The organism is Paenibacillus sp. 01T424, from assembly GCF_056398745.1.
Genome location: NZ_JBFTPZ010000005.1, coordinates 306,200 through 327,415, shown reverse-complemented (window position 1 = coordinate 327,415; position 21,216 = coordinate 306,200). Strand labels below are relative to the sequence as shown.

Sequence of the window (21,216 nt, the reverse complement as noted above, 5' to 3'; positions counted from 1 at the left end):
ATACCAATAAAAAATCGGAGGGTTGAGGGTAGTTGTGATGAAACAGGAAATAGATTTTATTAAATTTAATCCAACACAAAATATGACGATTTTAGTTAAATCGAATCATCCTGTTGATGAGTATAAGCATATTGCAACAAAAATGATGTCCTATGACAACGTGAATGCGGAGCAAGTAGGTTTTATCGAAAAATCGAATAAAAAAGAAGCGGATGCACATTTGATCATGGCTGGAGGTGAGTTTTGCGGGAATGCGTGCATGTCATTGGCAGCTTTTATTGCGTCAGAAAAAGGGTTGGATCAGGATGCCTTGGCGGAATTACGATTAGAGGTATCAGGAACAGATAAATTAATCATATGCCAGGTAAGAAAAATGGCAGATGAATATTTATGTCAAGTTGCTATGCCAGTTCCTAACAAGATAGAAAAGAGAACGATTAAACATGACGGTTGCGATCTGGATGTTATTCTAGTGAGTTACCAGGAGTTTACTCATATTGTGATAGAAGTAGAGCAATTTGATAAATGGAATAGAGATAAAGCGCAAAGATTAGCTAAATTATTTGGATCAACTTTAAATGCAAACTTGGTTGGCATTTTATTGTATAAATCACAATCTGCTGAATTAGCTCCGCTGATTTATGTTCCGCATCTAGACAGTATGATCTGGGAAAGGGGATGCGGTTCAGGGACTGCTTCATTGGGTGCTTATCTAGCATGGAAAAATAAGAAGGGAGTTGTTGCACAAATAAAACAACCCGGTGGCACGATTAAAGTAATGGCGGATTGTTATAAAGAAGTACTTGCTAGTCTTAAAATTGAAGGATCTGTTGGAATTGTTGCGCAAGGCAAAGCTTTTATAGAAGTGTAGTGATTTTTTATAGCAGGGGGAAAACAATGAATAAGGTGAAGAGTTTTCAAAATAAATTGATTGAATTTTCAGAAAAATTTGATCGTTTAGCAGGTCGATATGATCATACGGTTAACAATAGCTCGGAGATGGAAAATTTAATAGATGAATATTCGAAATTCGTAACAAACAGAAGTAACCATGAAGCTTGGGATCTACTTGGACATCATGATTCCAATGATATTCTTCAACTTGTGGTGGATTTGAGAAGAAAATCGGCATTTTGCGTTGCGATTATGGAGAAATATCGTGCATTAAAGCTTCATGAAGGAAATGCTGAGATAACCGATTATTTCAAAAACATAGAATCGTGCATCGAAGAAGAATTTGGGAGCTTCCAACTATCCTCGGATTCAAAAGTGTTATTAATAGGCTCAGGTGCATTTCCGATGACGCCCATTTTGATTGCGAAGCGCACTGGAGCGGAGGTCGTTGGCTTAGATATTGACGATGAAGCTTTAGAGCTTGGAAGGAGCGTTGTGGAGAAATTTAGCAGCGGCTTAAATATTCGATTAGAGAATAGGCTGGTGGAAAATCTTGATTTTACGAAACAGGCTTCCCATATCATTTTTAGCTCAACCGTTGAAAATAAATATGACATTTTGGATCAGCTCTATTCATTGACCAATAAGCATGTCGTTGTGGCAATGAGATATGGAGAACAAATAAAATCATTATTCAATTTTCCATTGAAAGAGGTGAATGCTCAAAAATGGAGGTTGGTGGAACAGGTAAGACGTCCAGATCATTTGTTTGATATTGCATTGTACCAAAAAGCATAGTGTGTTTTTTTATTAGGAAGGAAGGCATTTATGGGTGATTTCAAACATGTTTTGCTGTTAGGCACGGGACCAGCTACGATTCAACTCGCTGTGAATCTAAAAAAATGTTGGGATTGCCGTATAGCGATAGTAGGGAGAGAATCCGTACGTTCTGAGTCATTTTTTGATTCGATTAAACAGAGCAATCAACGTATACGTGTAAGCATTCAGAATGAGAAGCATCGTGCTATGGAGGGTGAATGTTTTGTTGATCACGTATTTAAAGGGTACGAAACGATTACAGGTGAGTGGGATACCCTTATATTTGCTGTCACAACGGATGCCTATATCGAAGTGTTGAAACAAATCGATCCTAAGCTTCTAAGGAAAGTAAAGAACATGCTATTAATTTCACCGACGTTAGGCTCGAATAGCTTAATTCGCCATTATATGAATGATTATAATCCGAGTACGGAGATTATTAGTTTTTCCACCTACTTTGGTGATACAAGATGGATGCATGCTAGACCTACAAATCATGCCCTAACGACAGCGGTCAAGAAAAAAGTTTTTATAGGCTCTACAAAGTACCCGTCTCCTAATGTTGAAGAACTCTGTAAAGCATACAAACAATTAGGTATTGCGATAGACATAATGGAATCGCCGATTGAAGCAGAAACAAGAAATATTTCGTTATACGTTCATCCGCCGCTCTTTATGAATGACGTTTCTTTAAGCACGATATTCGGGGATCGAGAAACCATAAAGTATGTTTATAAAATTTATCCTGAAGGGCCAATTACACCATTACTCATTCGTGAGATGTTGGCCCATTGGAAAGAAATTATGAATATTATCAGTAAGTTACATATAAAAGGTATAAATTTACTTAAATTTATGACGGATGACAATTATCCGGTAAGACTCGAAAGTTTATCACGTCATGATATAGATAATTTCCCCACGTTCGAAACTATTCATCAAGAGTATTTGTTGTATATCCGTTATACCTCGCTATTGATCGATCCTTTTTCTGAACCAGATAAGGATGGGAAATATTTCGACTTTTCTGCAGTCCCTATCAGAAAGATGTTCATCAATAGGGAAGGTGATTTGGATATTCCAAGAATGCCAAAGGAGGATTATTATCGTCTGAAAATCATTCAGGGAATTGCAAAATATTTAGATTCGAGATGCCCTACCATCGATAAATTCATACAAACCTATGAGAAAAAGTTGGAAGAAGTTGCTCGATCTCATAAGGAAATTAGGTTATCTGCTGCATTTGCTGTTCAAAGCTTTGAAGAAGACTTGAACAGAATTTGTAATGAAATTGGGAAATATTTAAAAGCATAATTGTTGAAAGCATAATGAACTTATATTTTTTAGGAGGAAATATTGTGAAAAAAGGAAATTTGCTTGTTGTTGTTTTATCCATGCTGATGCTTTTAATTGTGCTGGCAGGCTGCAGTGACGTCAAAGATGCGAAATCGAATCCAACAAATAAGGAAAAGAAAACAGAACTCGTGTATGCATCGGCCAAAGACATTAATGATATGAATCCACATCTGTATGCAGGTTCAATGCCAGCACAAGGAATGGTGTACGAATCTTTAGTCGAAAACACAAAGGAGGGAATCATGCCTTTACTGGCTGAAGCATGGGAAATTTCAGAAGATGGCAAAATATATACCTTTCATTTGAGGAAAGATGTGAAGTTCCATGATGGTGAACCTTTTAACGCAGAGGCTGTAAAGCAAAATATTGAAGCGGTACAACATAATAAAGAAAAGCATACTTGGATCAAGCTGTCGACAAAAATAGTAAGCGTTAAAGCGGTAGATGAATATACAGTTGAACTCACACTGTCTGAATCCTATTATCCAACCTTAGTTGAATTATCCATGACTAGGCCGTACGTATTCATCTCCCCTAAAAACTTTATGGATGGAGAAACGAAAAATGGCGTAAACGGCTACAACGGAACAGGACCATATAAGCTTACGGACCATAAATCTGATGAGTATGCTTCGTTTGAAGCAAATGAAGCATATTGGGGCGGCGCACCTAACATTAAAAAAATTACGTCTAAAGTTCTCCCAGCGGGGGAGACGACATTCCTAGCTTTGCAAAAGGGTGAAGTGAACTTTGTGTTCACTGACGATCGTGGTGCAGACAGTATCGATGTTGAAGCGATGGAACAATTAATCGAAACAGGCAATTATCAGCTTGTTAGAAGTGAAGCGATGAACACAAAAATGATCGTGGCCAACAGCAGTAAATCCGATCATCCCGTAAGCGAAAAAGTTGTTCGTGAAGCTATCTGGCACTCTATTGATAGAGATACGATTAGTAAGGATATTTTTAACGGGACTGAATCAGCAGCGCATTCCCTATTTTCAGCTAACGTCAATTATGCGAATGTCGATTTGAAGAAACGAGACTATGATTTGGAAGCAGCGAAGCAGCTATTGGAAGGTGCAGGATGGAAACTGGAGAAAGGCGCTGCAGCTAGAGTGAAGGATAACAAAACATTAGCAATCCAATTATATTATGACAGCAATTCTTCTTCCCAAAAAACGCAGGCTGAATTTATTCAAAGCTCTTTGAAGGAGATAGGTATTCAATTGGAAATTATCGGTGAGGAATCAACCTCAATCGCCAAAAGAAGATCAACCGGAGATTATGATTTATTATTCAATCAAACATGGGGACTCGCTTATGATCCGCAAAGCACTATCTCTGCTTTTACTTCTGAGAATGCTTATTTGCATACAACAAGCGGAATTGCGGAAGCAAGTGAGCTTTACAAGAAAATTGATGCGGTCATGGTATCCAAGGATGAGGCTGCACGGAAATCGTTATATGCTGATATTATGACAATCGTTCATGACGAAGCTGTCTTTATTCCAATCTCGAATGGCAGTGTCACTATCGTGGCGCCAAAAGAGATAAAAGATATCTCGTTTAAACAAACACAATTTGAGCTGCCATTCGAGCGAATGAGCTTTGAATAGAACGGGGAAAATTAAAGGGGAGGATTACTCCCTTTTTTATTTTGAGTAAAGAAGGATAGAGTCATTTGATATTTTCTGTAGAAAGGAGATTTTTATATGGCAAGGTACATCATTAGAAGGCTATTGTTAGCAATCCCTCTTCTATTAATTATTTCGTTTATAACGTTTGTATTCATTAATCTCTCTCCCCAAGATCCGGCCCAATTGATATTGCAAGCGCAAGGCATACCCAATATAACAAATGATTTAATTGCTCAGACGAAAGAAGAACTTGGCTTGAACCAGCCATTTATCATTCGTTATTTACATTGGGTCGTTGCCTGCATGCAACTAGACTTTGGAGATTCATATGTCACAGGAAAACCGATTTGGTCATTGGTAGGCCCAGCTTTGCTGAATACGTTGAAGCTAACGCTGGTTTCATCTATCGTTGTTATTGTTTTGTCCATCCTATTGGGGGTGCTTAGTGCAATAAATGAAGGGAAAATGATAGACAAATCAGTAAGGGGCATCTCATTTTTATTAACATCCATGCCGTCATACTGGCTTGCAGCTATATTAATTTGGTATATATCCGTTAAATTGGATTTGCTGCCTACGAGCGGAATGGATTCGTATAAAAGCTATATTTTGCCGGTAACTGTGATTGCGATAAGTTATGCAGGGATTTATTTTCGAAACGTCAGAAGCTCGATGATAAGCAATCTAAATGAAGACTATGTTCTATATGGCAGGGCATCTGGCTTGTCTGAGAAAAAAATTACGATGCATATATTAAGAAATTCCTTGCAGGTTGCCATTTCGATATTCGGTATGGCTATCCCGATTATTTTAGGAGGCACCGTCGTTGTTGAAAATGTTTTTGCGTGGCCAGGATTAGGAAGTTTAAGTATAAGATCGATTCTAAGCAGAGATTTCCCTGTGATCCAAGCCTATGTTCTAATAGTGGCAGTCGCATTTGTATTATTTAATACCATATCGGACATCGTAAATGCCGCTTTGAATCCTAAAATGAGGAAGGAGATCTAGATGAAACGATTAAAAAACATAAGCGAAGATAAAATAGGCAGCTTATCCTTAATCGTTATTGCTGCAACGCTTATTGTCGGATTATTCCCCTCTTTTTTTGCCCCGCACGATCCTAACGAAGTCAAGATGAGCGTAAGATATGCGTCCTCGTCCTGGGAATACCTGCTCGGGAACGATCACTTGGGGAGATGTATTCTATCCCGATTAATTTATGGCATTCGTCCCAGTGTCTTGTGGGTATTGGCTGCATTAGCGATATCGATAGGGATAGGCGCACTATTAGGCTTTATCGCAGGTTACTTTAGAGGAAAAGTAGATGCCTTTATTATGAGAATTTGCGATATCATGCTTTCTTTCCCGCTATATGTTATGACATTGGCGATAGTCGGCATTTTAGGTGTAGGTCTTGAAAACATTTTGATAGCGTTTGTTGTTATGAAATGGGCATGGTTTGCTCGGGTAATCAGAACGTCTGTGATGCAGTATTCCGAACTTAATTATGTCAAATTTTCCAAAGCATCTGGCATCAGCAATGCAAAAATTATTTATAAGCATATGATTCCGGTTACATTTGCGGACATAACAGTCATCTCGAGCAGCGCGATCGGTTCGATGATTTTGCAAATATCAGGGTTTTCGTTTCTAGGATTAGGCATTCAAGCGCCCGACGCGGAATGGGGAATGATGCTGAATGAAGCGAGAGAAGTTATGTTTACAAGACCTGAGCTCATGTTAGCCCCAGGCATAGCTATTATTATTATCGTTTCGGCATTTAATTTCTTGTCGGATGCCCTTCAGATTGCATTGGATCCGAAGTTAATGAGCTCTAATTCTATGCTTCAAGGGAAACGAATCGTGACCAAAAAAAGATTTCGCGAAAAAGAGGTGGCAGATTAAAGCCATGAATGTATTAGCGGTAAAAAACTTAAAAGTATGGGATATGAAAACGGATCATGTGATCATTCATAACAGCTCATTCGAGTTAAAGCAAGGCAGCTGCCTTGCTATAGTAGGGGAAAGCGGGAGCGGCAAGTCTGTCACCAGCAGGTCGATTATGGGGTTGAATAAAGCCTGGCTGCGCCAATCTGGCGATATCGTATTTAAAGGTGAACATCTAAATCAGCTTTCAGAACATGAAATGAGGAAAAAAAGGGGAAAGCAGCTCTGTATGATTATGCAAAATGGGATGAGTGCATTTGACCCTTCGTGTGTAATCGGCATTCATTTGAAGGAAACCCTTTATGAACATTTCGGCTGGAGTACGAACGAAATCGTAGAAAAAATGAAAAAAGCTATGGCAAGCGTGATGTTGAACAATCCGATCGAAGTGATGAATAAGTATCCGCATCAGCTATCGGGGGGCATGCTGCAGCGAGTTATGATTGCGCTCGCAATAGTACTGGAGCCCGACGTTATTATCGCAGATGAGCCAACAACGGGTCTGGATACCATTTCACAATTTGAAGTGGTTGAACAATTTATGCAAATGCGTGAGCGAATGGGCTGCTCGATGATCTTTATTTCTCATGACCTCGGCGTTGTAAAAAAAATGGCTGATGACGTTTTGGTTATGAAGGATGGAGAGATTGTCGAACAAGGGAGCATCCGAACTGTTTTTTCAGAACCAGTGCATGAATATACAAAATATTTGTTGTCTACTAGATTGGCGCTGAGTAATCATTTTAAGCTGATCATGGGGGAGGGTTGAACAATGCTGAAAATTGATCATGTGGATAAATCGTATGAAAATGGCGGTTTTTTTTCGAAAAAGAAACAAAAAGTGTTGAATGATATTAGTTTTGAATGTGGAGCGGGTGAATGTCTCGGTATTATTGGAGAGAGCGGCAGCGGAAAATCGACCTTAGGGCGTTTGTTATTAGGCATTGAAAAGCCTGATCGAGGCAGCATTTTATTTGATGGCAAGAGTGTAGGGGATAGAAAAGTGCGCTTTGGCAACATTAGCGCGGTATTTCAAGACTATAAGTCGTCCATTAATCCTTTTTTTACGGTCGAAGAAGCCATTATGGAGCCAATAAAAAGGTATAAAAAAAAACATAGCATGGTTGATACGCTGTTAAATCAAGTTGGATTACTTCCATCCTATAGAAAAAAATATCCACATGAACTATCGGGCGGAGAGGTACAGAGGGTATGTATTGCAAGAGCCATCTCCACAGAGCCAAAATGCATTGTGTTAGATGAAGCAATCAGCTCATTAGACGTATCTGTTCAAACCCAAGTGCTTGATTTATTAAAAGATTTAAAAAAAATGTACAACATGAGTTATGTATTTATCACACATGATATACAGGCTGCGGCCTATATTTGCGATAGAGTCATTATTTTTAGAGATGGTCAAGTTGAAGAAATAGTGAGAATCGAACAATTAAAAGACGTCAAGTCGGAATATGCGAAAAAATTGTTGCAGATGCTTATCACTTTTTAGCTGAATGAGTTTTGGAGAATAGGATATTTGCATGCAGAAGTTAGGAGGAAGGGAAGTTGTGAGTGGAGCATTATCTTGGCCTTTTATACGATTGTATATGCTGGCTCTTCTTTATTTCAGCGGCAATTCCATATTAAATGTCATTATACCTTTGCGTGGAGAGTCACTCGGAGCCAGCAATACAACGATCGGTTTAATCATGGGGGCGTATTTGTTCACTACCATGTTCTTTCGACCGTGGGCAGGCCGAATTATTCAAATGCACGGACCGATAAAAGTGCTGCGCATTATTCTTATCGTCAATGGTTTTGCATTAATCCTCTATACGATTACGGGTTTAGAGGGTTATTTAATTGCTCGTATTTTACAAGGAGTTTCAACCGCTTTTTTCTCAATGGCTTTGCAGATCGGCATCATTGATTCACTGCCAGAGAAGGATCGCTCCCAAGGCATTTCACTTTATTCTTTATTTACGTATATGCCGGGTATCCTTGGCCCTGTTCTGGCTTTGGGCATTTGGCAAACGGGGGATATGAATTATTTTACGATGGTCATGATTGCGATTGCAATCTTTACTGGGGTGTTCGGTTATGGCACCAAAATGGATCAAGGAAGCGACCAGACTGCTGCAAATCAGACCGGGCAGTCAGAAAGTATGTTTAAATCCTTCGGTCAGTTAGTAACTAACCCAATCTTGTTTAAGTGCAGCATGTTGATGTTAGTAGCTTCAATGGTATTTGGAGCAGTTACCACCTTTATTCCTTTATACGCTTCGGAATTAAAAAACGGCAATGCTGGAATCTATCTAATGCTGCAAGCGGGTACCGTTGTTTTGGCTCGTTTTGCTTTAAGAAAAAAGATTCCGTCAAGCGGTAAATGGCATTCATCATTTCTGATGGGGAATATGCTCCTTTTGACATTGGCGGCGCAATGCGTGAGCTTTTCTGTAACGGGAGGAGCTGTTTTTTTCTATGCGGGATCCATTTTAATGGGAACGGCTCAGGCTCTCATCTATCCTACATTAACAACCTATTTAACATTTGTTTTGCCGCAGAAGAGCCGCAATGTGTTAATCGGACTTTTTATTGCTATGGCTGATTTAGGAATTTCGCTGGGCGGCGTTATTATGGGGCCAATAGCTGATTTCACCTCATATTCTATGATGTATATGATCTGTGCTGGCTTAGGTGCGACGATGATCATCCTTGCTTATGATCGAGGGAAAATGTCTGTTCGACAACGATAGCAGGGCTTGAAAATATTTATTATTCATAGACATGTGCAAGCTAAAAAAACATTAAATCATATTTCATAATTTAAAAAATCGACCCTTTTGTGATCCAAGCAGAAGGGTTTTTGTTGTTTCTATTTTAGTATTTTTTTGAGTAGCTGAACAAAAGTATAATTCTATATTTTGTTATTATTCATGAGGCTTTCGGTTGCTTCCTCACGGAGTTAATCTTTAATCTTTCATTTTGTATTCTCTTTACAGGGGAGTGCAGGTCTGCTAGAATAGCAAAATCCGATTGTTAACCTAAATTAATTATTATAGGTTAACAATTAAAAATAATGGATGGTGATCATTTGTGATAACAGATTTCGAACGGCTTGCTGCCATGAATAAGAACCACTTATGGCATCCATTTACTCAAATGAAAGATTACAATAACGCTGATCCACTCATTATTGAACGCGGAGAAGGCATCATGCTATATGACGTCCAAGGACGCGCATATTATGACGGTTTCTCATCCGTCTGGCTTAACGTACATGGACACAATGTGCCGGAGCTAAATCAGGCGATTACAGAACAATTAGGGCGAGTGGCCCATTCCACCCTTCTTGGTATGGCTAATGTTCCGGCAATTGAGCTTGCAGAAAAATTGGTGGAAATTACTCCGGAAGGACTAAACAAAGTATTTTACTCCGATTCAGGAGCAACCGGTGTCGAGATCGCGATCAAAATGGCATTTCAATACTGGCATAACAAGGGGATACGAGGTAAGACGAAGTTTGTAACGATGAACCAAGCGTACCATGGCGATACAATTGGTGCGGTGAGCGTCGGTGCCATTCCTCTGTATCATGACACTTTTCGCCCCATGTTATTTTCTTCTTACACCATTCCATATCCCTATGCTTATCGTCATGCAGGCGGTGAGGCGCAGGCACTGGAAGATACGTTAGCGTCACTGCGTCATTTGCTTGAGACAAAGTCGGATGAAATCGCGGCACTTATTGTGGAGCCGATTGTGCAAGGGGCTGGGGGAATTATCGTTATGCCTTCAGGCTGTTTACGCCAGATGGCTGCGCTGTGCCGTGAGTATGGCGTACTGCTCATTGCTGATGAGGTGGCGACTGGTTTCGGTCGGACAGGCGCGATGTTCGCTTGTAATCTCGAAGATGTTTCGCCTGATTTGATGGTGATTGGCAAAGGGCTGACCGGTGGGTATTTGCCTGTAGCAGCGACACTTGCAACTGACGAGGTGTATGAAGCGTTTTATGCTGATTACGAAGAGCAGAAAACATTTTTCCACGGTCATTCCTATACCGGTAACCCGATTGGCTGTGCCGTTGCTTTGGCAAGCTTAAAGTTGTTTGAAGAGCGCAATATGATCGAGGGAGTAAGAGCAAAGGCATCGTTTGTCCAGCGAAAGCTCGCAGCGCTAAAGGATTGCCAGCATGTCGGTGAAATCCGGCAAAAGGGACTAATGATTGGAATAGAGCTCGTACGCGACAAGGTTTCACGTGAGCCGTATGACTGGGCAGATCGAATTGGAGTTCGCACAACCTTGCGGGCAAGGGAGCTAGGAATGCTAACAAGGCCGCTCGGCAATGTGATCGTCTTTATTCCTCCGCTCTCGAGTAATGTTGCTGAACTGGATGCCATGACAAATATTTTGATGGAATCGATACTTCACGTCACCGAAGGGGAATGAGTTCTTTGAACATTTTTAACGATGATTCGATACGCGGATTATTTGTGACAGGTACAGATACAGCCGTCGGGAAGACGGTTATAACGGCAGCCATTACCGCTATGCTCCGTGCTGAAGGAATGAATGCTGGTGTCTGGAAGCCGATTCAAACCGGTGCTCCTCTTGGCAGCGGTCTTACCGATGCTGAGCGGCTGATAAGAAGCACGGGAATAAACGAACAGCCTGGGGCAGTCGCGCCATTTACATTCGAAGCTCCACTTGCGCCAATGCTCGCAGCTAAGCAGGCTGGTGTGATGCTTACGATTAAGGAGCTAATTGCCGCTGGTTTACCGCTCACAAAACATTATGAAGCACTGCTCATCGAAGGGGCTGGCGGCGTCGCTGTGCCACTGACCGATGGCACCCTCATGGTGGATCTCATTGCGGAGCTTCGGATTCCTGCTCTAATTGTAGCCCGTTCCAGCCTCGGGACAATTAACCACACACTTCTGACTGCTTCTTTCCTTCAAAATCGGGGGGTTCCTATTGTTGGCGTTATACTGAACGATGGTGAATTAACGGAAACAGATGACGATCCGAGTGTTGCTACGAATGCACAACTAATTGAACAATTTAGCGGTCTTAAAGTTCTCGGTCGGTTTCCTCGTTTGCATACCGAAGAGACTACACACATGCTGATACATACCTTACAAAAATCCATACAATTCGCGCCTATTAGAGAGGCACTTGCAGTTAAACCCATAGGAGGATGATAGAGATGAAAACAATTAAAGTAGAGACGGATTGGCAATCGCTTGCCAGAAAAGCATTGCATGGAGAATGCTTAACGCTAGATGAGGGGCTCGCAGTGCTTGAAGCCGACGATGATGAGCTGCTGCTGCTCATGCAAGCAGCGTTTACGGTGAGAAAACATTTTTACGGTAAAAAAGTGAAGCTGAATATGATCATCAACGCCAAAAGCGGCCTTTGCCCCGAGGATTGCGGCTATTGCTCGCAATCGATTGTTTCGACGGCCCCAGTTAAAAAATACTCTCTGCTTGATAAAGACACATTGCTTTCAGGTGCACGTGAGGCGATGGCGCGTAAAGCTGGAACCTATTGTATTGTTGCGTCCGGGAAAGGCCCAACTAACAGGGAGCTAGACCAAGTGGTGGCTGCAGTAAAAGAAATTCGTGAAACGATGCCTCTAAAAATTTGCGCATGTTTGGGTATTCTTGGGGATGATCAAGCCAGGCGACTTGCTGAAGCAGGCCTACATCGATACAACCACAACTTGAACACCAGTAAAGCCAACTACCCTTCCATCACGACGACCCATACTTATGATCAACGCGTTGAAACTGTGGAAAAAGTAAAGACATACGGCATGTCCCCTTGCTCTGGCGTCATTATCGGCATGGGTGAGACAAATCAGGAAATTGTCGAAATGGCTTATGCGCTGCGCGAACTAGATGCGGATTCAATTCCAATCAATTTTCTGAATGCAATACCGGGAACACCACTGGAACACGCAGGTCGCACGCCATCGATGAAAGCGTTGAAGGTACTAGCACTGTTTCGTTTCATATGTCCTTCTAAAGAAATCCGTGTGGCAGGCGGCCGAGAGGTCAACCTACTTACGCTGCAGCCTTTATCTCTTTTCGCCGCGAATTCACTTTTTGTGGGGGATTATTTAACGACAGCAGGCCAAGACATATCAGCTGATCATCAAATTATTGAGGATTTGGGCTTTGAGATTGAGTTAATTGCCCTTTAAGGCGGTGCCGACTATGAAATGGATGGAAGAAGAACTAGAATTATTGGCTGATGTTTCGAGGGAGCGTTCTTTGCGTATAACTAGCTCTGTATTCGGATCACCTGGTTATACGATGCGCGGAGAACGAACATTGCTCAATTTGTCCTCTAATGACTACCTTGGACTTGCCCAGCATCCGGCCATACTTGAAGTGATGCGTGAGACCTTGCTCACTGAAGGAGCTGGTTCAGGTGCATCACGCCATGTGACAGGCAACCGATTACCTTATGGTTGTCTAGAAGAAGAACTAGCGGATTGGCAAAACTGTGAAGCAGCGTTAGTTTTTGCAAATGGTTATATGGCTAATTCTGGTGTGATTAGTGCACTTGTAGGGCGAGGAGATGTTGTTTTTAGCGATCAGTTGAACCACGCGAGTATGGTGGACGGCATTGTACTCAGCCGTGCGGAGCACGCCCGGTATCGCCATAACGACATGGAACATTTACGTACGCTATTAAATAAGTATCGTGATAAACGGCGTAAGCTGATCGTTACAGACGCTATTTTCTCTATGGATGGCGACATGGCACCATTGCGTGAACTTGTTGCGCTCAAACAGGAGTACGGAGCGATGCTTATGGTGGATGAGGCACATAGTGGGGGGATCTACGGAGGGCGAGGCGAAGGATTGTGCCATGAATTCGGATTGCAGAATGACATTGATATTCATATGGGAACATTCAGTAAATCGTTCGGTATTTATGGCGCTTATATTTGTGGCAGCCGCTTGCTAATACGATGGCTTGTGAATAAGGCTAGACCACTCCTATATTCAACTGCGCTGCCTCCTTCAATCGTTGCTGGTATTTCAAAGGCGTTAGTTTTAGTAAAAGAGGAACACTGGCGTCGAGAAAGGCTTTATGCAGCAAGCAGATTATTTCGTTCCTTCCTTAGTGATGCGGGGTTTAACATCGGTTCCGGAAATTCCCAAATTGTACCCTTAATCGTAGGCTCTAACGATATGGCTTTACGCTTCAGCGAAGCTCTTGAAGAAGAGGGAATCACAGCGGTTGCCATCCGTCCACCTACTGTACCTGATGGAACAGCGCGTATTCGCTTTTCCTTGTCAGCAGTTCATACAGATAAGGAGTTGTTAAATGCAGCCGCACGCATTCATTCAATCGGACTTCGACTAGGAGTGCTGAGTCCATGATTACATTGGATAGCGAATCAGTGAAACTTAAGCGACAGACAAGCGGCACTATTTTATGGTTATGCGGATGGAGTATGCCAGATACGGTTTTCGATCGGATTCGTGAGTTTCTTCCGGATTTTCATCATGTTTCTGTTGATTACAGTGATGCCGATTCTCCAGAGAAAATGCTGCTCCTGACTGAAATGGCAGTAGACAAGACGATGGCTGATCATGGTCCGTTGTTAATCGGAGGTTGGTCTCTTGGCGGTTTACTTGCACTAAGACTCGCGGCAAAAGGGTTTGCTGATGGTCTTGTGTTGTTCGGAGCAACTGCTCGATTTACTCGATCAAAAGGTGAGTCTGATCTCGGCTTTGCAGATATATATGTTAGGAAGATGATTACAGGGCTCAAACAGGACCGACAAGGGGTAGAATCAAGATTCCGAGAGCTCATGTTTTCGGATGCAGAAAGGGAAGTCATTCTAGACGAAAGCCTATCCACGATCGGCAGCTGGACAACCCCAGCGTTAATCGCAGGACTTCAAATTTTGCGAAGCGAGGATTGTTTGTCTCAACTAAAGAGCATCACTTGCCCGGTATTTATTGTGCATGGGTCTGATGATCGTATTTGTCCTTACGGCGCGGCAGTGGAGCTTATGACCCAGTTGCCAAAAGCAACGTTATTCACGATGCCAGCCTGCGGGCATGCCTCTTTCTTAGGAAGGGAAGACCAAATAGCTAATGAACTGAGGAGATGGTGGCATGATCAGTAGGATAAATGATATCCGACGTCAATTTAACCGCAGTGCAAATTCGTATGACGCTCATGCTCATGTTCAGCGTAGGATGTCAGATCACCTTGCGAAAGCATTCATTGGGTGGAAGAACAAACGCAACATGGCCGAGCCCAAGATTCTTGAGATCGGCTGCGGCACGGGGACATTGACTGAGATTCTAGTTCATGAATGGCCTAGTGCAAGTATTACAGCACTTGATATTGCTCCCGCCATGATCAAGCTGGCTGAACAACGTGTATTATCAAATGAAGCGAACCGTGATGGCATCCTAAAAAACACTTCAGAGCGTATAAGCTTTATTCAGGCGGATGTTGAAGTATGGGGAGAAGATGCTCAGGAATCCTCTTATGATCTCATCGTCTCCAACGCCTGTTTTCAGTGGCTGAGCAATTCAAGGCAAACATTTGGTCACCTTCGGCGCATGCTTCGTCCTGGAGGCTTGCTCATATTCACGACATTCGGACCTGCTACATTTTGCGAGATGCATTATGCTTTTAACGAAGCTTATCGAGCCAGTGCAGTCGAGCCGCAGCGGCACGGACTTTGGTTTCTATCGACAAATGAATGGAGCAGCTTGCTCATTCAATCTGGTTTTTCTAGTATTCAATCTGAAAGCTTCATTCAGACGGAAAAGTATGCTTCAGCAAGAGACTTTCTTCACTCGGTAAAAGCGATGGGAGCTAGCACTTCAGAGGCTAATACGAAGCGAGGTCTCAGTTCGAGGCGGTTGTTTGCCAACATGTATAAGGAATACGAGGAGAAGTTCAGCATGCAAGGAGGCGTTGCTGCCAGTTATGAACTTCTATTGATTCAAGCATTGGCAAATGAGTAAATAAGTAAAATCACAAAGTTTAAAAAAAGCAGCCCCGTCTAGAACATGGTATTCCATGTTATAGACGGGGCTGCTTTTTTATGAGCTTTAGGTTTAAATCCATATTCATCAAGAATGGGTTTATTACCTTTTTCCAAGCTATTTCTAGCGATTATTAATTATTTTTCAATAAATCCATCGGAGTAAAATACTGCTCATTAGAAAGCTGAGCATAGCTGCGAACCAATAAAAAAACAAAATCTAAAAATAATACCAACACAAAATGTAAGCATTTTCGGATAGGCAATGAAAAGGACAAAAACGTATAAAGTTTGTCATAAGGCCTGATTTTATAGGGTGATATGATGAAATTGTAAAAAATTCATGACGCATCTTGTTTAAATTGGAGGGGATTCGTTTGAATAATATGCTTCTTGTGGATGAAGAGTCAGACATAGCAAAAGAAATGAAGAAGAACGAAGAGCATTCTGAATACTTTCGAATTTTGCAAGATCATTATCGAACAAGTATGCCTGTGCTTCAGGAATCATTTCTAGCATCGCTGCTTACCCGAAAACTGACAAGCCAGCAAATTGAAGAAAAATCAATGAATTATGATATTCAGCTGCGCGGCTCTCAGTATGTTGTAGCGCTCATCGCTCTTTATCCTACGGAAGAATCAAAAGAATACTCCTCTTCCTTGTTAAGACAGTCGCGTGGTGTGGATTATATGATTCAAGCTGTTTTGAATAGAACGCGAGAAGTATGGGACATCAATTCGCTTGGGAAAGTGTTTATTTATCAAGAAAGCATTGCTTTGCTGGCTATCGATAATGGACAGCACAAGGAGCATTGGTTTTCGATTATGCAAGCAGCACTGTCGGATGTTCTTGAGCAGATTGTGCAAGAGCTGAAGCTGAATGTCACGATTGGTGTTGGATCGCGTGTTTCAGATATTGCCGATGTACATCATTCTTACCGAGAAACGCTTATTGCACTAGACTATCGTCTTGTTATGGGGTCCAAGAAGGTTATCTATTTTCACAATATTGAAGATTATGAGAGTGAGCAACTTCGATTCGACGAACTGAAGGGGCAAGCTTTAAGGAACAGCTTGAAGATGGGGACGGCCGAAGAGCTTTCTGACGCAGTTGATACAATATTCGATGAACTGTTTGAAAGTAATTTTGCTTTGCAGGATATTCAAATCTATTTATTTGAGGTATTGACGGTAATATTGCGTACAGCGAAAGAGGCTGATATTGATCTTGATGGACTGTTAGGTACAAGTATTCAACTGCATGCAGAAATGTATAGATTGCCAGGTTTAAGAGAGGCAAAACGTTGGGTTTTTGATATATGCATTGAAATGATGAGGAAGATTTCCAGCCAGCGGAAGCATGTATATAAAGATATTGTCGAAGAAGCCATTCAGTATACGAAAGATCATTTTATGAATCCAGATTTATCCATTCAAGAGGTTTGCTCATTCCTACACATTAGTACAGGTTATTTCAGTCGTGTATTTAAAAAAGAAGTAAAACTAACCTATGGACAATATGTCATGCACATCCGGATAGAGGCTGTTAAGCAAATGCTGCGTCTTACAGAGCTTAAAGCTTCTGAGATTGCAGATCGCGTCGGGATAACCGATCCTAAATATTTGGGTTTTTGCTTTAAGAAGCATGTCGGGATTTCGCTAACGGAGTATCGGAGTAGAATTACAGAATCCCTAGTGAAATATGAGTGATTCATCGTTACACACCATATCAGATTTACAACAATAGATTAGAATTTCCAGACAAGACGTGAGAATTGTGGGTTCGAATAACAATCATTCTTCTACATAATAGGTCGAGAAGTTAAAAAATGAATTTGGGGGAATTTTGGATGAAAAAGAAATGGGTTCTTGCGTTACTGACAGGTATGATGTTGACGGCTGCAGCATGCAGCAACGATGGAGGAAATACAGAGGGAGAAAAAAAGGATAGCATACAGATCGGAGCAGCTATTTACAAATTTGATGATACCTTTATGACGGGTGTGCGCAATGCAATGCTGGAGTCAGCGAAAAACGGAGCGAAATTAGATGTTGTGGACAGCCAAAACTCGCAACCAACACAAAATGAGAAGGTGGATCTATTTATTTCGAAAAAGTACGATGCGCTTATTATTAATCCAGTTGATCGTACAGCTGCAGGCGTCATTATCGATAAAGCAAAAGAAGCTAATATGCCAGTCGTATTCTTAAATCGCGAGCCGATTGCGGAAGATATGGAAAAATGGGATAAGGTATACTACGTCGGTGCTAGAGCAGAGGATTCAGGAACGATTTCGGGGCAATTAATTAGCGATTATTGGAAAGAAAACCCAAGCGCGGATAAGAACGGTGACGGCAAGCTGCAATACGTGATGTTAACTGGTGAGCCAGGGCATCAAGACGCGGAGCTTCGTACAAAGTATTCTGTTGAGGCTATTGTGGACGCAGGCATAGAGGTTGAAGAGCTTGCTAAAGATACAGCGATGTGGGACCGAGTCAAAGGGCAAGAAAAAATGCAAGCATTTCTAGCATCAAATGGAGATAAAATCGAAGCAGTTCTTTCTAATAATGATGATATGGCGCTTGGCGCGATTGAAGCGTTGAAAGCATCGGGTTACTTCAAAGGTGATAAGTATATTCCGGTTGTTGGTGTAGATGCAACAGCTCCTGCTATTCAAGCCTTGAAGGACGGAACCATGCTGGGTACGGTGCTGAATGACGCGAAAAACCAAGGAGCAGCATCTGTTGCGATTGCTACTGCGCTTTCCAAAGGGGAGACGCCAACAAAAGAAAATATTGGTTTTGAAATCACAGATGATAAATATGTATGGATCGCTTACAAGAAAATCACAAATGCGAACATTGCAGACGCGGAATAATGAAATAAAGATGAGGGAAAGCGGTATCCCGCTGTTTCCTCCTAACTTATTTATTGGTTTTTGATGGGAGGATATGAAATGGAGCAGCATTATGTTCTGGAAATGCGAGGAATTTCGAAGGGCTTTCCAGGGGTACAAGCGCTCAGCAACGCAACAATAAAGGTGAAACCAGGAACTGTACATGCTCTTATGGGTGAAAACGGGGCTGGGAAATCAACGCTAATGAAGTGCTTGTTCGGCATATATAGACCGGATGAAGGTGAGATTTTTATAAATGGTCATAAAACAACGATTCATAACTCTAAAGAGGCACTGAAAAATGGAATTTCCATGATTCATCAAGAGCTTCATCCCGTACCGCATCGTAATGTAATGGAAAATATTTGGCTTGGTCGGTTTCCGGAAATAGGTTTTGGTCCGATTAAGTTTATTCATGAAAAGAAAATGTACGAAGACACATTGCATTTATTCAAAGATCTTGAGGTCGATATAGATCCTCGAGTGCGCACGGGGACGCTGTCTGTTTCAAAAATTCAAACGCTGGAAATTGCGAAAGCGGTTTCTTTTCACTCAAAGCTCATCGTAATGGATGAGCCAACATCCTCTTTGACTGGCAACGAGGTTGAACAGCTATTCAACATTATCAATAGTTTGCGTAAACGCGGTGTATCTATTATTTATATTTCTCACAAAATGGAAGAAATCTTGCGCATCTCTGATGAAGTGACGATCATGCGTGATGGTCATTATGTTGGAACTTGGCCTTCAAGTGAGCTAACGACAGACCTCATTATTACAAGAATGGTCGGTCGTGATTTGAAAGAACGCTTTCCTGCACGAAAGAATATGCCTGGCGGCACAATGATGAAGGTGGAAGGTCTATCGTCGCCTAATCCCAAGTCGTTTCAGGATATTAGCTTTGAGCTGAAGAAAGGGGAAATTCTCGGCTTAGGTGGCTTGGTTGGCGCTCAACGAACAGAGCTGATTGAAGCCTTGTTTGGACTACGGAGCGTAGTTTCCGGAAAAATCTCCATAAACGGGAAGCCAGTGAATTTAAAAACACCTTCTGAAGCGAAAAAGAATAAAATTGCGCTTCTAACCGAAGAAAGGCGAGTAACAGGGATTTTTCCAGTGTTATCGGTTTATGAGAACACGATTATCGCGAATTTGTCTCGTTACCAAAATAAATTTGGGCTGTTGAATGAAAGAAAAGGACGAGTTGACGCGGCGGATAATGTTGAAAAGTTTGGAACAAAGACACCGTCTGTTCATCAACAAATTCGTTATTTATCAGGGGGAAATCAGCAGAAAGTACTCTTGGCAAGATGGCTGCTTACAGAACCAGATATATTGCTGCTTGATGAGCCTACTCGTGGTATTGATGTTGGCGCTAAATTTGAAATTTATACGATAATTACCGAGCTTGCGAAGCAAGGGAAAAGCATTATTATGATCTCCTCGGAAATGCCTGAACTGCTTGGGATGTCTGACAGAATTATGGTCATGAGCGAAGGCAAATTGACAGGCATTGTGGAGGGCAAGTCAGTAACAGAGCAAGAAATTATGCGCCTAGCTGCGCAGCAACGTTCGGTCGTATCAGGGGGTAAACGTAATGAACACGCAATTACTGTTTAAAGTGAAAGACTATTTAATGCAACGAGCGATTTTCGTGGTGTTGATTTTGATTGTAATTGGCATCGCGGTGGCAGATCCTAACTTTCTAGCCTTTTCTACGCTTAGAGATATATTGCAGCAGTCTTCGACTAAGCTAATTATTGCAATTGGTGCGGCATTTATTCTTATTACAGGCGGTACAGATTTGTCATCTGGACGAGTTGTTGGGCTAACGGCAGTTATTTCGGCATCGATGCTGCAAATAGATACGTATGCCAACCGATTTTACCCGGACTTGCCGCAGCTTTGGGTAATAGCTCCGATTTTAATAGGCATTATAGTTGGTTTGCTTGTTGGATTAATAAACGGTTTTATCGTAGCAAAACTTCATGTTCCACCTTTTATTGCTACGTTAGGAACAATGGTAGGAATCTACGGTATCAATAGCCTTTATTTCGATATGAAGCCGAATCAATCGCAGCCGATTGGCGGTCTTCGAGATGATTTTAAAGTGTGGGGTTCGGGATATATCGATCTTGGAGGCGGCTATACGATCCCGTATATTGTGCTTATTGCGCTCGCTGTAGCACTTATCTGTTGGGTCGTATTTAATAAGGCTCGACTGGGAAAAAACATGTATGCAATTGGAGGAAACGTCCATGCGGCACATGTTTCCGGCATTAATGTCGCTCGAAATCTGATTTATATTTATGCCATTTCGGGAGCGTTGTATGGTCTTGCTGGTGTACTTGAAGCAGCCCGAACAGGAGGAGCTACGAATAACTACGGAAACATGTATGAATTAGATGCCATTGCGGCATGCGTAGTTGGCGGGGTGTCAACTGCTGGCGGGGTGGGCAAAATCCAAGGCGTAGCAGCAGGCGTATTAATCTTTGGTGTTATTAACTACGGATTAACGTATATCGGTGTTAGTCCCTATTATCAATTAATTATTAAGGGACTCATTATAGTTGCAGCCGTAGCTTTTGATATTCGAAAATATATGGCAAAAAAATAGTTTGTACATTCAACGTATTAAAAAG

At 41.7% G+C, this 21,216-nt stretch carries 19 protein-coding genes; all 19 read left to right on the top strand.

What is annotated here, in order from left to right:
- Positions 1–37: 37 nt before the first annotated feature.
- The 19 genes from AC1DPK_RS07045 (at position 38) to mglC (ending at position 21,191) form a co-directional block, all read left to right on the top strand.
- Positions 38–871 (top strand): histidine racemase CntK family protein, encoded by an 834-nt coding sequence (locus AC1DPK_RS07045; protein WP_477509832.1) that lies wholly within the window; start codon positions 38–40, stop codon positions 869–871.
- Between the two features lie 26 nt (positions 872–897).
- On the top strand, positions 898–1,692 hold the full coding sequence (locus AC1DPK_RS07040) for a class I SAM-dependent methyltransferase (protein ID WP_477509785.1): 795 nt from the start codon (positions 898–900) through the stop codon (positions 1,690–1,692).
- A 30-nt stretch (positions 1,693–1,722) separates the two neighbouring features.
- Entirely contained in the window at positions 1,723–3,027 is a 1,305-nt protein-coding gene (locus AC1DPK_RS07035) for an opine metallophore biosynthesis dehydrogenase (protein WP_477509784.1), read from the top strand.
- A gap of 44 nt (positions 3,028–3,071) precedes the next feature.
- On the top strand, positions 3,072–4,688 hold the full coding sequence (gene cntA / locus AC1DPK_RS07030; protein WP_477509783.1) for a staphylopine-dependent metal ABC transporter substrate-binding lipoprotein: 1,617 nt from the start codon (positions 3,072–3,074) through the stop codon (positions 4,686–4,688).
- A 96-nt stretch (positions 4,689–4,784) separates the two neighbouring features.
- Complete coding sequence (gene opp1B, locus AC1DPK_RS07025) at positions 4,785–5,717, top strand: nickel/cobalt ABC transporter permease (protein ID WP_477509782.1); 933 nt, start codon at positions 4,785–4,787, stop codon at positions 5,715–5,717.
- Positions 5,718–6,614: a staphylopine uptake ABC transporter permease subunit CntC gene (gene cntC / locus AC1DPK_RS07020; protein WP_477509781.1), complete on the top strand. Its 897-nt coding sequence runs from the start codon at positions 5,718–5,720 to the stop codon at positions 6,612–6,614.
- 4 nt (positions 6,615–6,618) lie between these two features.
- Entirely contained in the window at positions 6,619–7,425 is an 807-nt protein-coding gene (gene cntD, locus AC1DPK_RS07015) for a staphylopine uptake ABC transporter ATP-binding protein CntD (RefSeq protein WP_477509780.1), read from the top strand.
- 3 nt (positions 7,426–7,428) lie between these two features.
- The gene (locus tag AC1DPK_RS07010) at positions 7,429–8,163 is read left to right on the top strand and encodes an ABC transporter ATP-binding protein (protein ID WP_477509779.1); all 735 of its coding nucleotides are present in this window, start codon (positions 7,429–7,431) and stop codon (positions 8,161–8,163) included.
- A 58-nt stretch (positions 8,164–8,221) separates the two neighbouring features.
- On the top strand, positions 8,222–9,409 hold the full coding sequence (gene cntE / locus AC1DPK_RS07005) for a staphylopine family metallophore export MFS transporter CntE (protein WP_441884009.1): 1,188 nt from the start codon (positions 8,222–8,224) through the stop codon (positions 9,407–9,409).
- Positions 9,410–9,779: 370 nt separating this feature from the next.
- Entirely contained in the window at positions 9,780–11,102 is a 1,323-nt protein-coding gene (bioA, locus tag AC1DPK_RS07000; protein ID WP_477509831.1) for an adenosylmethionine--8-amino-7-oxononanoate transaminase, read from the top strand.
- 5 nt (positions 11,103–11,107) lie between these two features.
- On the top strand, positions 11,108–11,854 hold the full coding sequence (gene bioD / locus AC1DPK_RS06995) for a dethiobiotin synthase (protein WP_441884012.1): 747 nt from the start codon (positions 11,108–11,110) through the stop codon (positions 11,852–11,854).
- 5 nt (positions 11,855–11,859) lie between these two features.
- Positions 11,860–12,858 (top strand): biotin synthase BioB, encoded by a 999-nt coding sequence (gene bioB / locus AC1DPK_RS06990; protein ID WP_477509778.1) that lies wholly within the window; start codon positions 11,860–11,862, stop codon positions 12,856–12,858.
- 13 nt (positions 12,859–12,871) lie between these two features.
- Positions 12,872–14,050 carry an 8-amino-7-oxononanoate synthase gene (gene bioF / locus AC1DPK_RS06985; RefSeq protein ID WP_441884018.1) on the top strand — a complete coding sequence of 393 codons (1,179 nt, stop codon included), beginning with the start codon at positions 12,872–12,874 and terminating at the stop codon, positions 14,048–14,050.
- The gene (locus AC1DPK_RS06980) at positions 14,047–14,805 is read left to right on the top strand and encodes an alpha/beta fold hydrolase (protein ID WP_441884021.1); all 759 of its coding nucleotides are present in this window, start codon (positions 14,047–14,049) and stop codon (positions 14,803–14,805) included. The genes bioF and AC1DPK_RS06980 overlap by 4 nt, the downstream gene beginning before the upstream one ends.
- Positions 14,795–15,661 carry a malonyl-ACP O-methyltransferase BioC gene (gene bioC, locus AC1DPK_RS06975; RefSeq protein ID WP_477509777.1) on the top strand — a complete coding sequence of 289 codons (867 nt, stop codon included), beginning with the start codon at positions 14,795–14,797 and terminating at the stop codon, positions 15,659–15,661. The genes AC1DPK_RS06980 and bioC overlap by 11 nt, the downstream gene beginning before the upstream one ends.
- Positions 15,662–16,067: 406 nt before the next feature.
- A complete protein-coding gene (locus tag AC1DPK_RS06970) occupies positions 16,068–17,390 on the top strand; it encodes a helix-turn-helix domain-containing protein (protein WP_477509830.1) in 1,323 nt (440 codons plus the stop codon).
- Between the two features lie 140 nt (positions 17,391–17,530).
- Positions 17,531–18,559, top strand: coding sequence for a galactose ABC transporter substrate-binding protein (locus AC1DPK_RS06965; RefSeq protein WP_441874859.1), 1,029 nt, complete (start codon positions 17,531–17,533; stop codon positions 18,557–18,559).
- A gap of 78 nt (positions 18,560–18,637) precedes the next feature.
- Positions 18,638–20,194, top strand: coding sequence for a sugar ABC transporter ATP-binding protein (locus AC1DPK_RS06960; protein ID WP_441874861.1), 1,557 nt, complete (start codon positions 18,638–18,640; stop codon positions 20,192–20,194).
- Positions 20,172–21,191, top strand: a complete 1,020-nt coding sequence (mglC, locus tag AC1DPK_RS06955; protein ID WP_477509776.1) for a galactose/methyl galactoside ABC transporter permease MglC — start codon at positions 20,172–20,174, stop codon at positions 21,189–21,191. Before AC1DPK_RS06960 ends, mglC begins: the two co-directional genes overlap by 23 nt.
- Positions 21,192–21,216: the final 25 nt, after the last annotated feature.

Bases quoted from the DNA above. Each gene is read 5' to 3' on its own strand.
- AC1DPK_RS07045 (WP_477509832.1), top strand. From the start codon at position 38: ATGAAACAGGAAATAGATTTTATTAAATTTAATCCAACACAAAATATG.
- AC1DPK_RS07040 (WP_477509785.1), top strand. From the start codon at position 898: ATGAATAAGGTGAAGAGTTTTCAAAATAAATTGATTGAATTTTCAGAA.
- AC1DPK_RS07035 (WP_477509784.1), top strand. From the start codon at position 1,723: ATGGGTGATTTCAAACATGTTTTGCTGTTAGGCACGGGACCAGCTACG.
- opp1B (WP_477509782.1), top strand. From the start codon at position 4,785: ATGGCAAGGTACATCATTAGAAGGCTATTGTTAGCAATCCCTCTTCTA.
- cntC (WP_477509781.1), top strand. From the start codon at position 5,718: ATGAAACGATTAAAAAACATAAGCGAAGATAAAATAGGCAGCTTATCC.
- cntD (WP_477509780.1), top strand. From the start codon at position 6,619: ATGAATGTATTAGCGGTAAAAAACTTAAAAGTATGGGATATGAAAACG.
- AC1DPK_RS07010 (WP_477509779.1), top strand. From the start codon at position 7,429: ATGCTGAAAATTGATCATGTGGATAAATCGTATGAAAATGGCGGTTTT.
- bioA (WP_477509831.1), top strand. From the start codon at position 9,780: ATGAATAAGAACCACTTATGGCATCCATTTACTCAAATGAAAGATTAC.
- bioB (WP_477509778.1), top strand. From the start codon at position 11,860: ATGAAAACAATTAAAGTAGAGACGGATTGGCAATCGCTTGCCAGAAAA.
- bioF (WP_441884018.1), top strand. From the start codon at position 12,872: ATGAAATGGATGGAAGAAGAACTAGAATTATTGGCTGATGTTTCGAGG.
- AC1DPK_RS06980 (WP_441884021.1), top strand. From the start codon at position 14,047: ATGATTACATTGGATAGCGAATCAGTGAAACTTAAGCGACAGACAAGC.
- bioC (WP_477509777.1), top strand. From the start codon at position 14,795: ATGATCAGTAGGATAAATGATATCCGACGTCAATTTAACCGCAGTGCA.
- AC1DPK_RS06970 (WP_477509830.1), top strand. From the start codon at position 16,068: ATGCTTCTTGTGGATGAAGAGTCAGACATAGCAAAAGAAATGAAGAAG.
- AC1DPK_RS06965 (WP_441874859.1), top strand. From the start codon at position 17,531: ATGAAAAAGAAATGGGTTCTTGCGTTACTGACAGGTATGATGTTGACG.
- AC1DPK_RS06960 (WP_441874861.1), top strand. From the start codon at position 18,638: ATGGAGCAGCATTATGTTCTGGAAATGCGAGGAATTTCGAAGGGCTTT.
- mglC (WP_477509776.1), top strand. From the start codon at position 20,172: ATGAACACGCAATTACTGTTTAAAGTGAAAGACTATTTAATGCAACGA.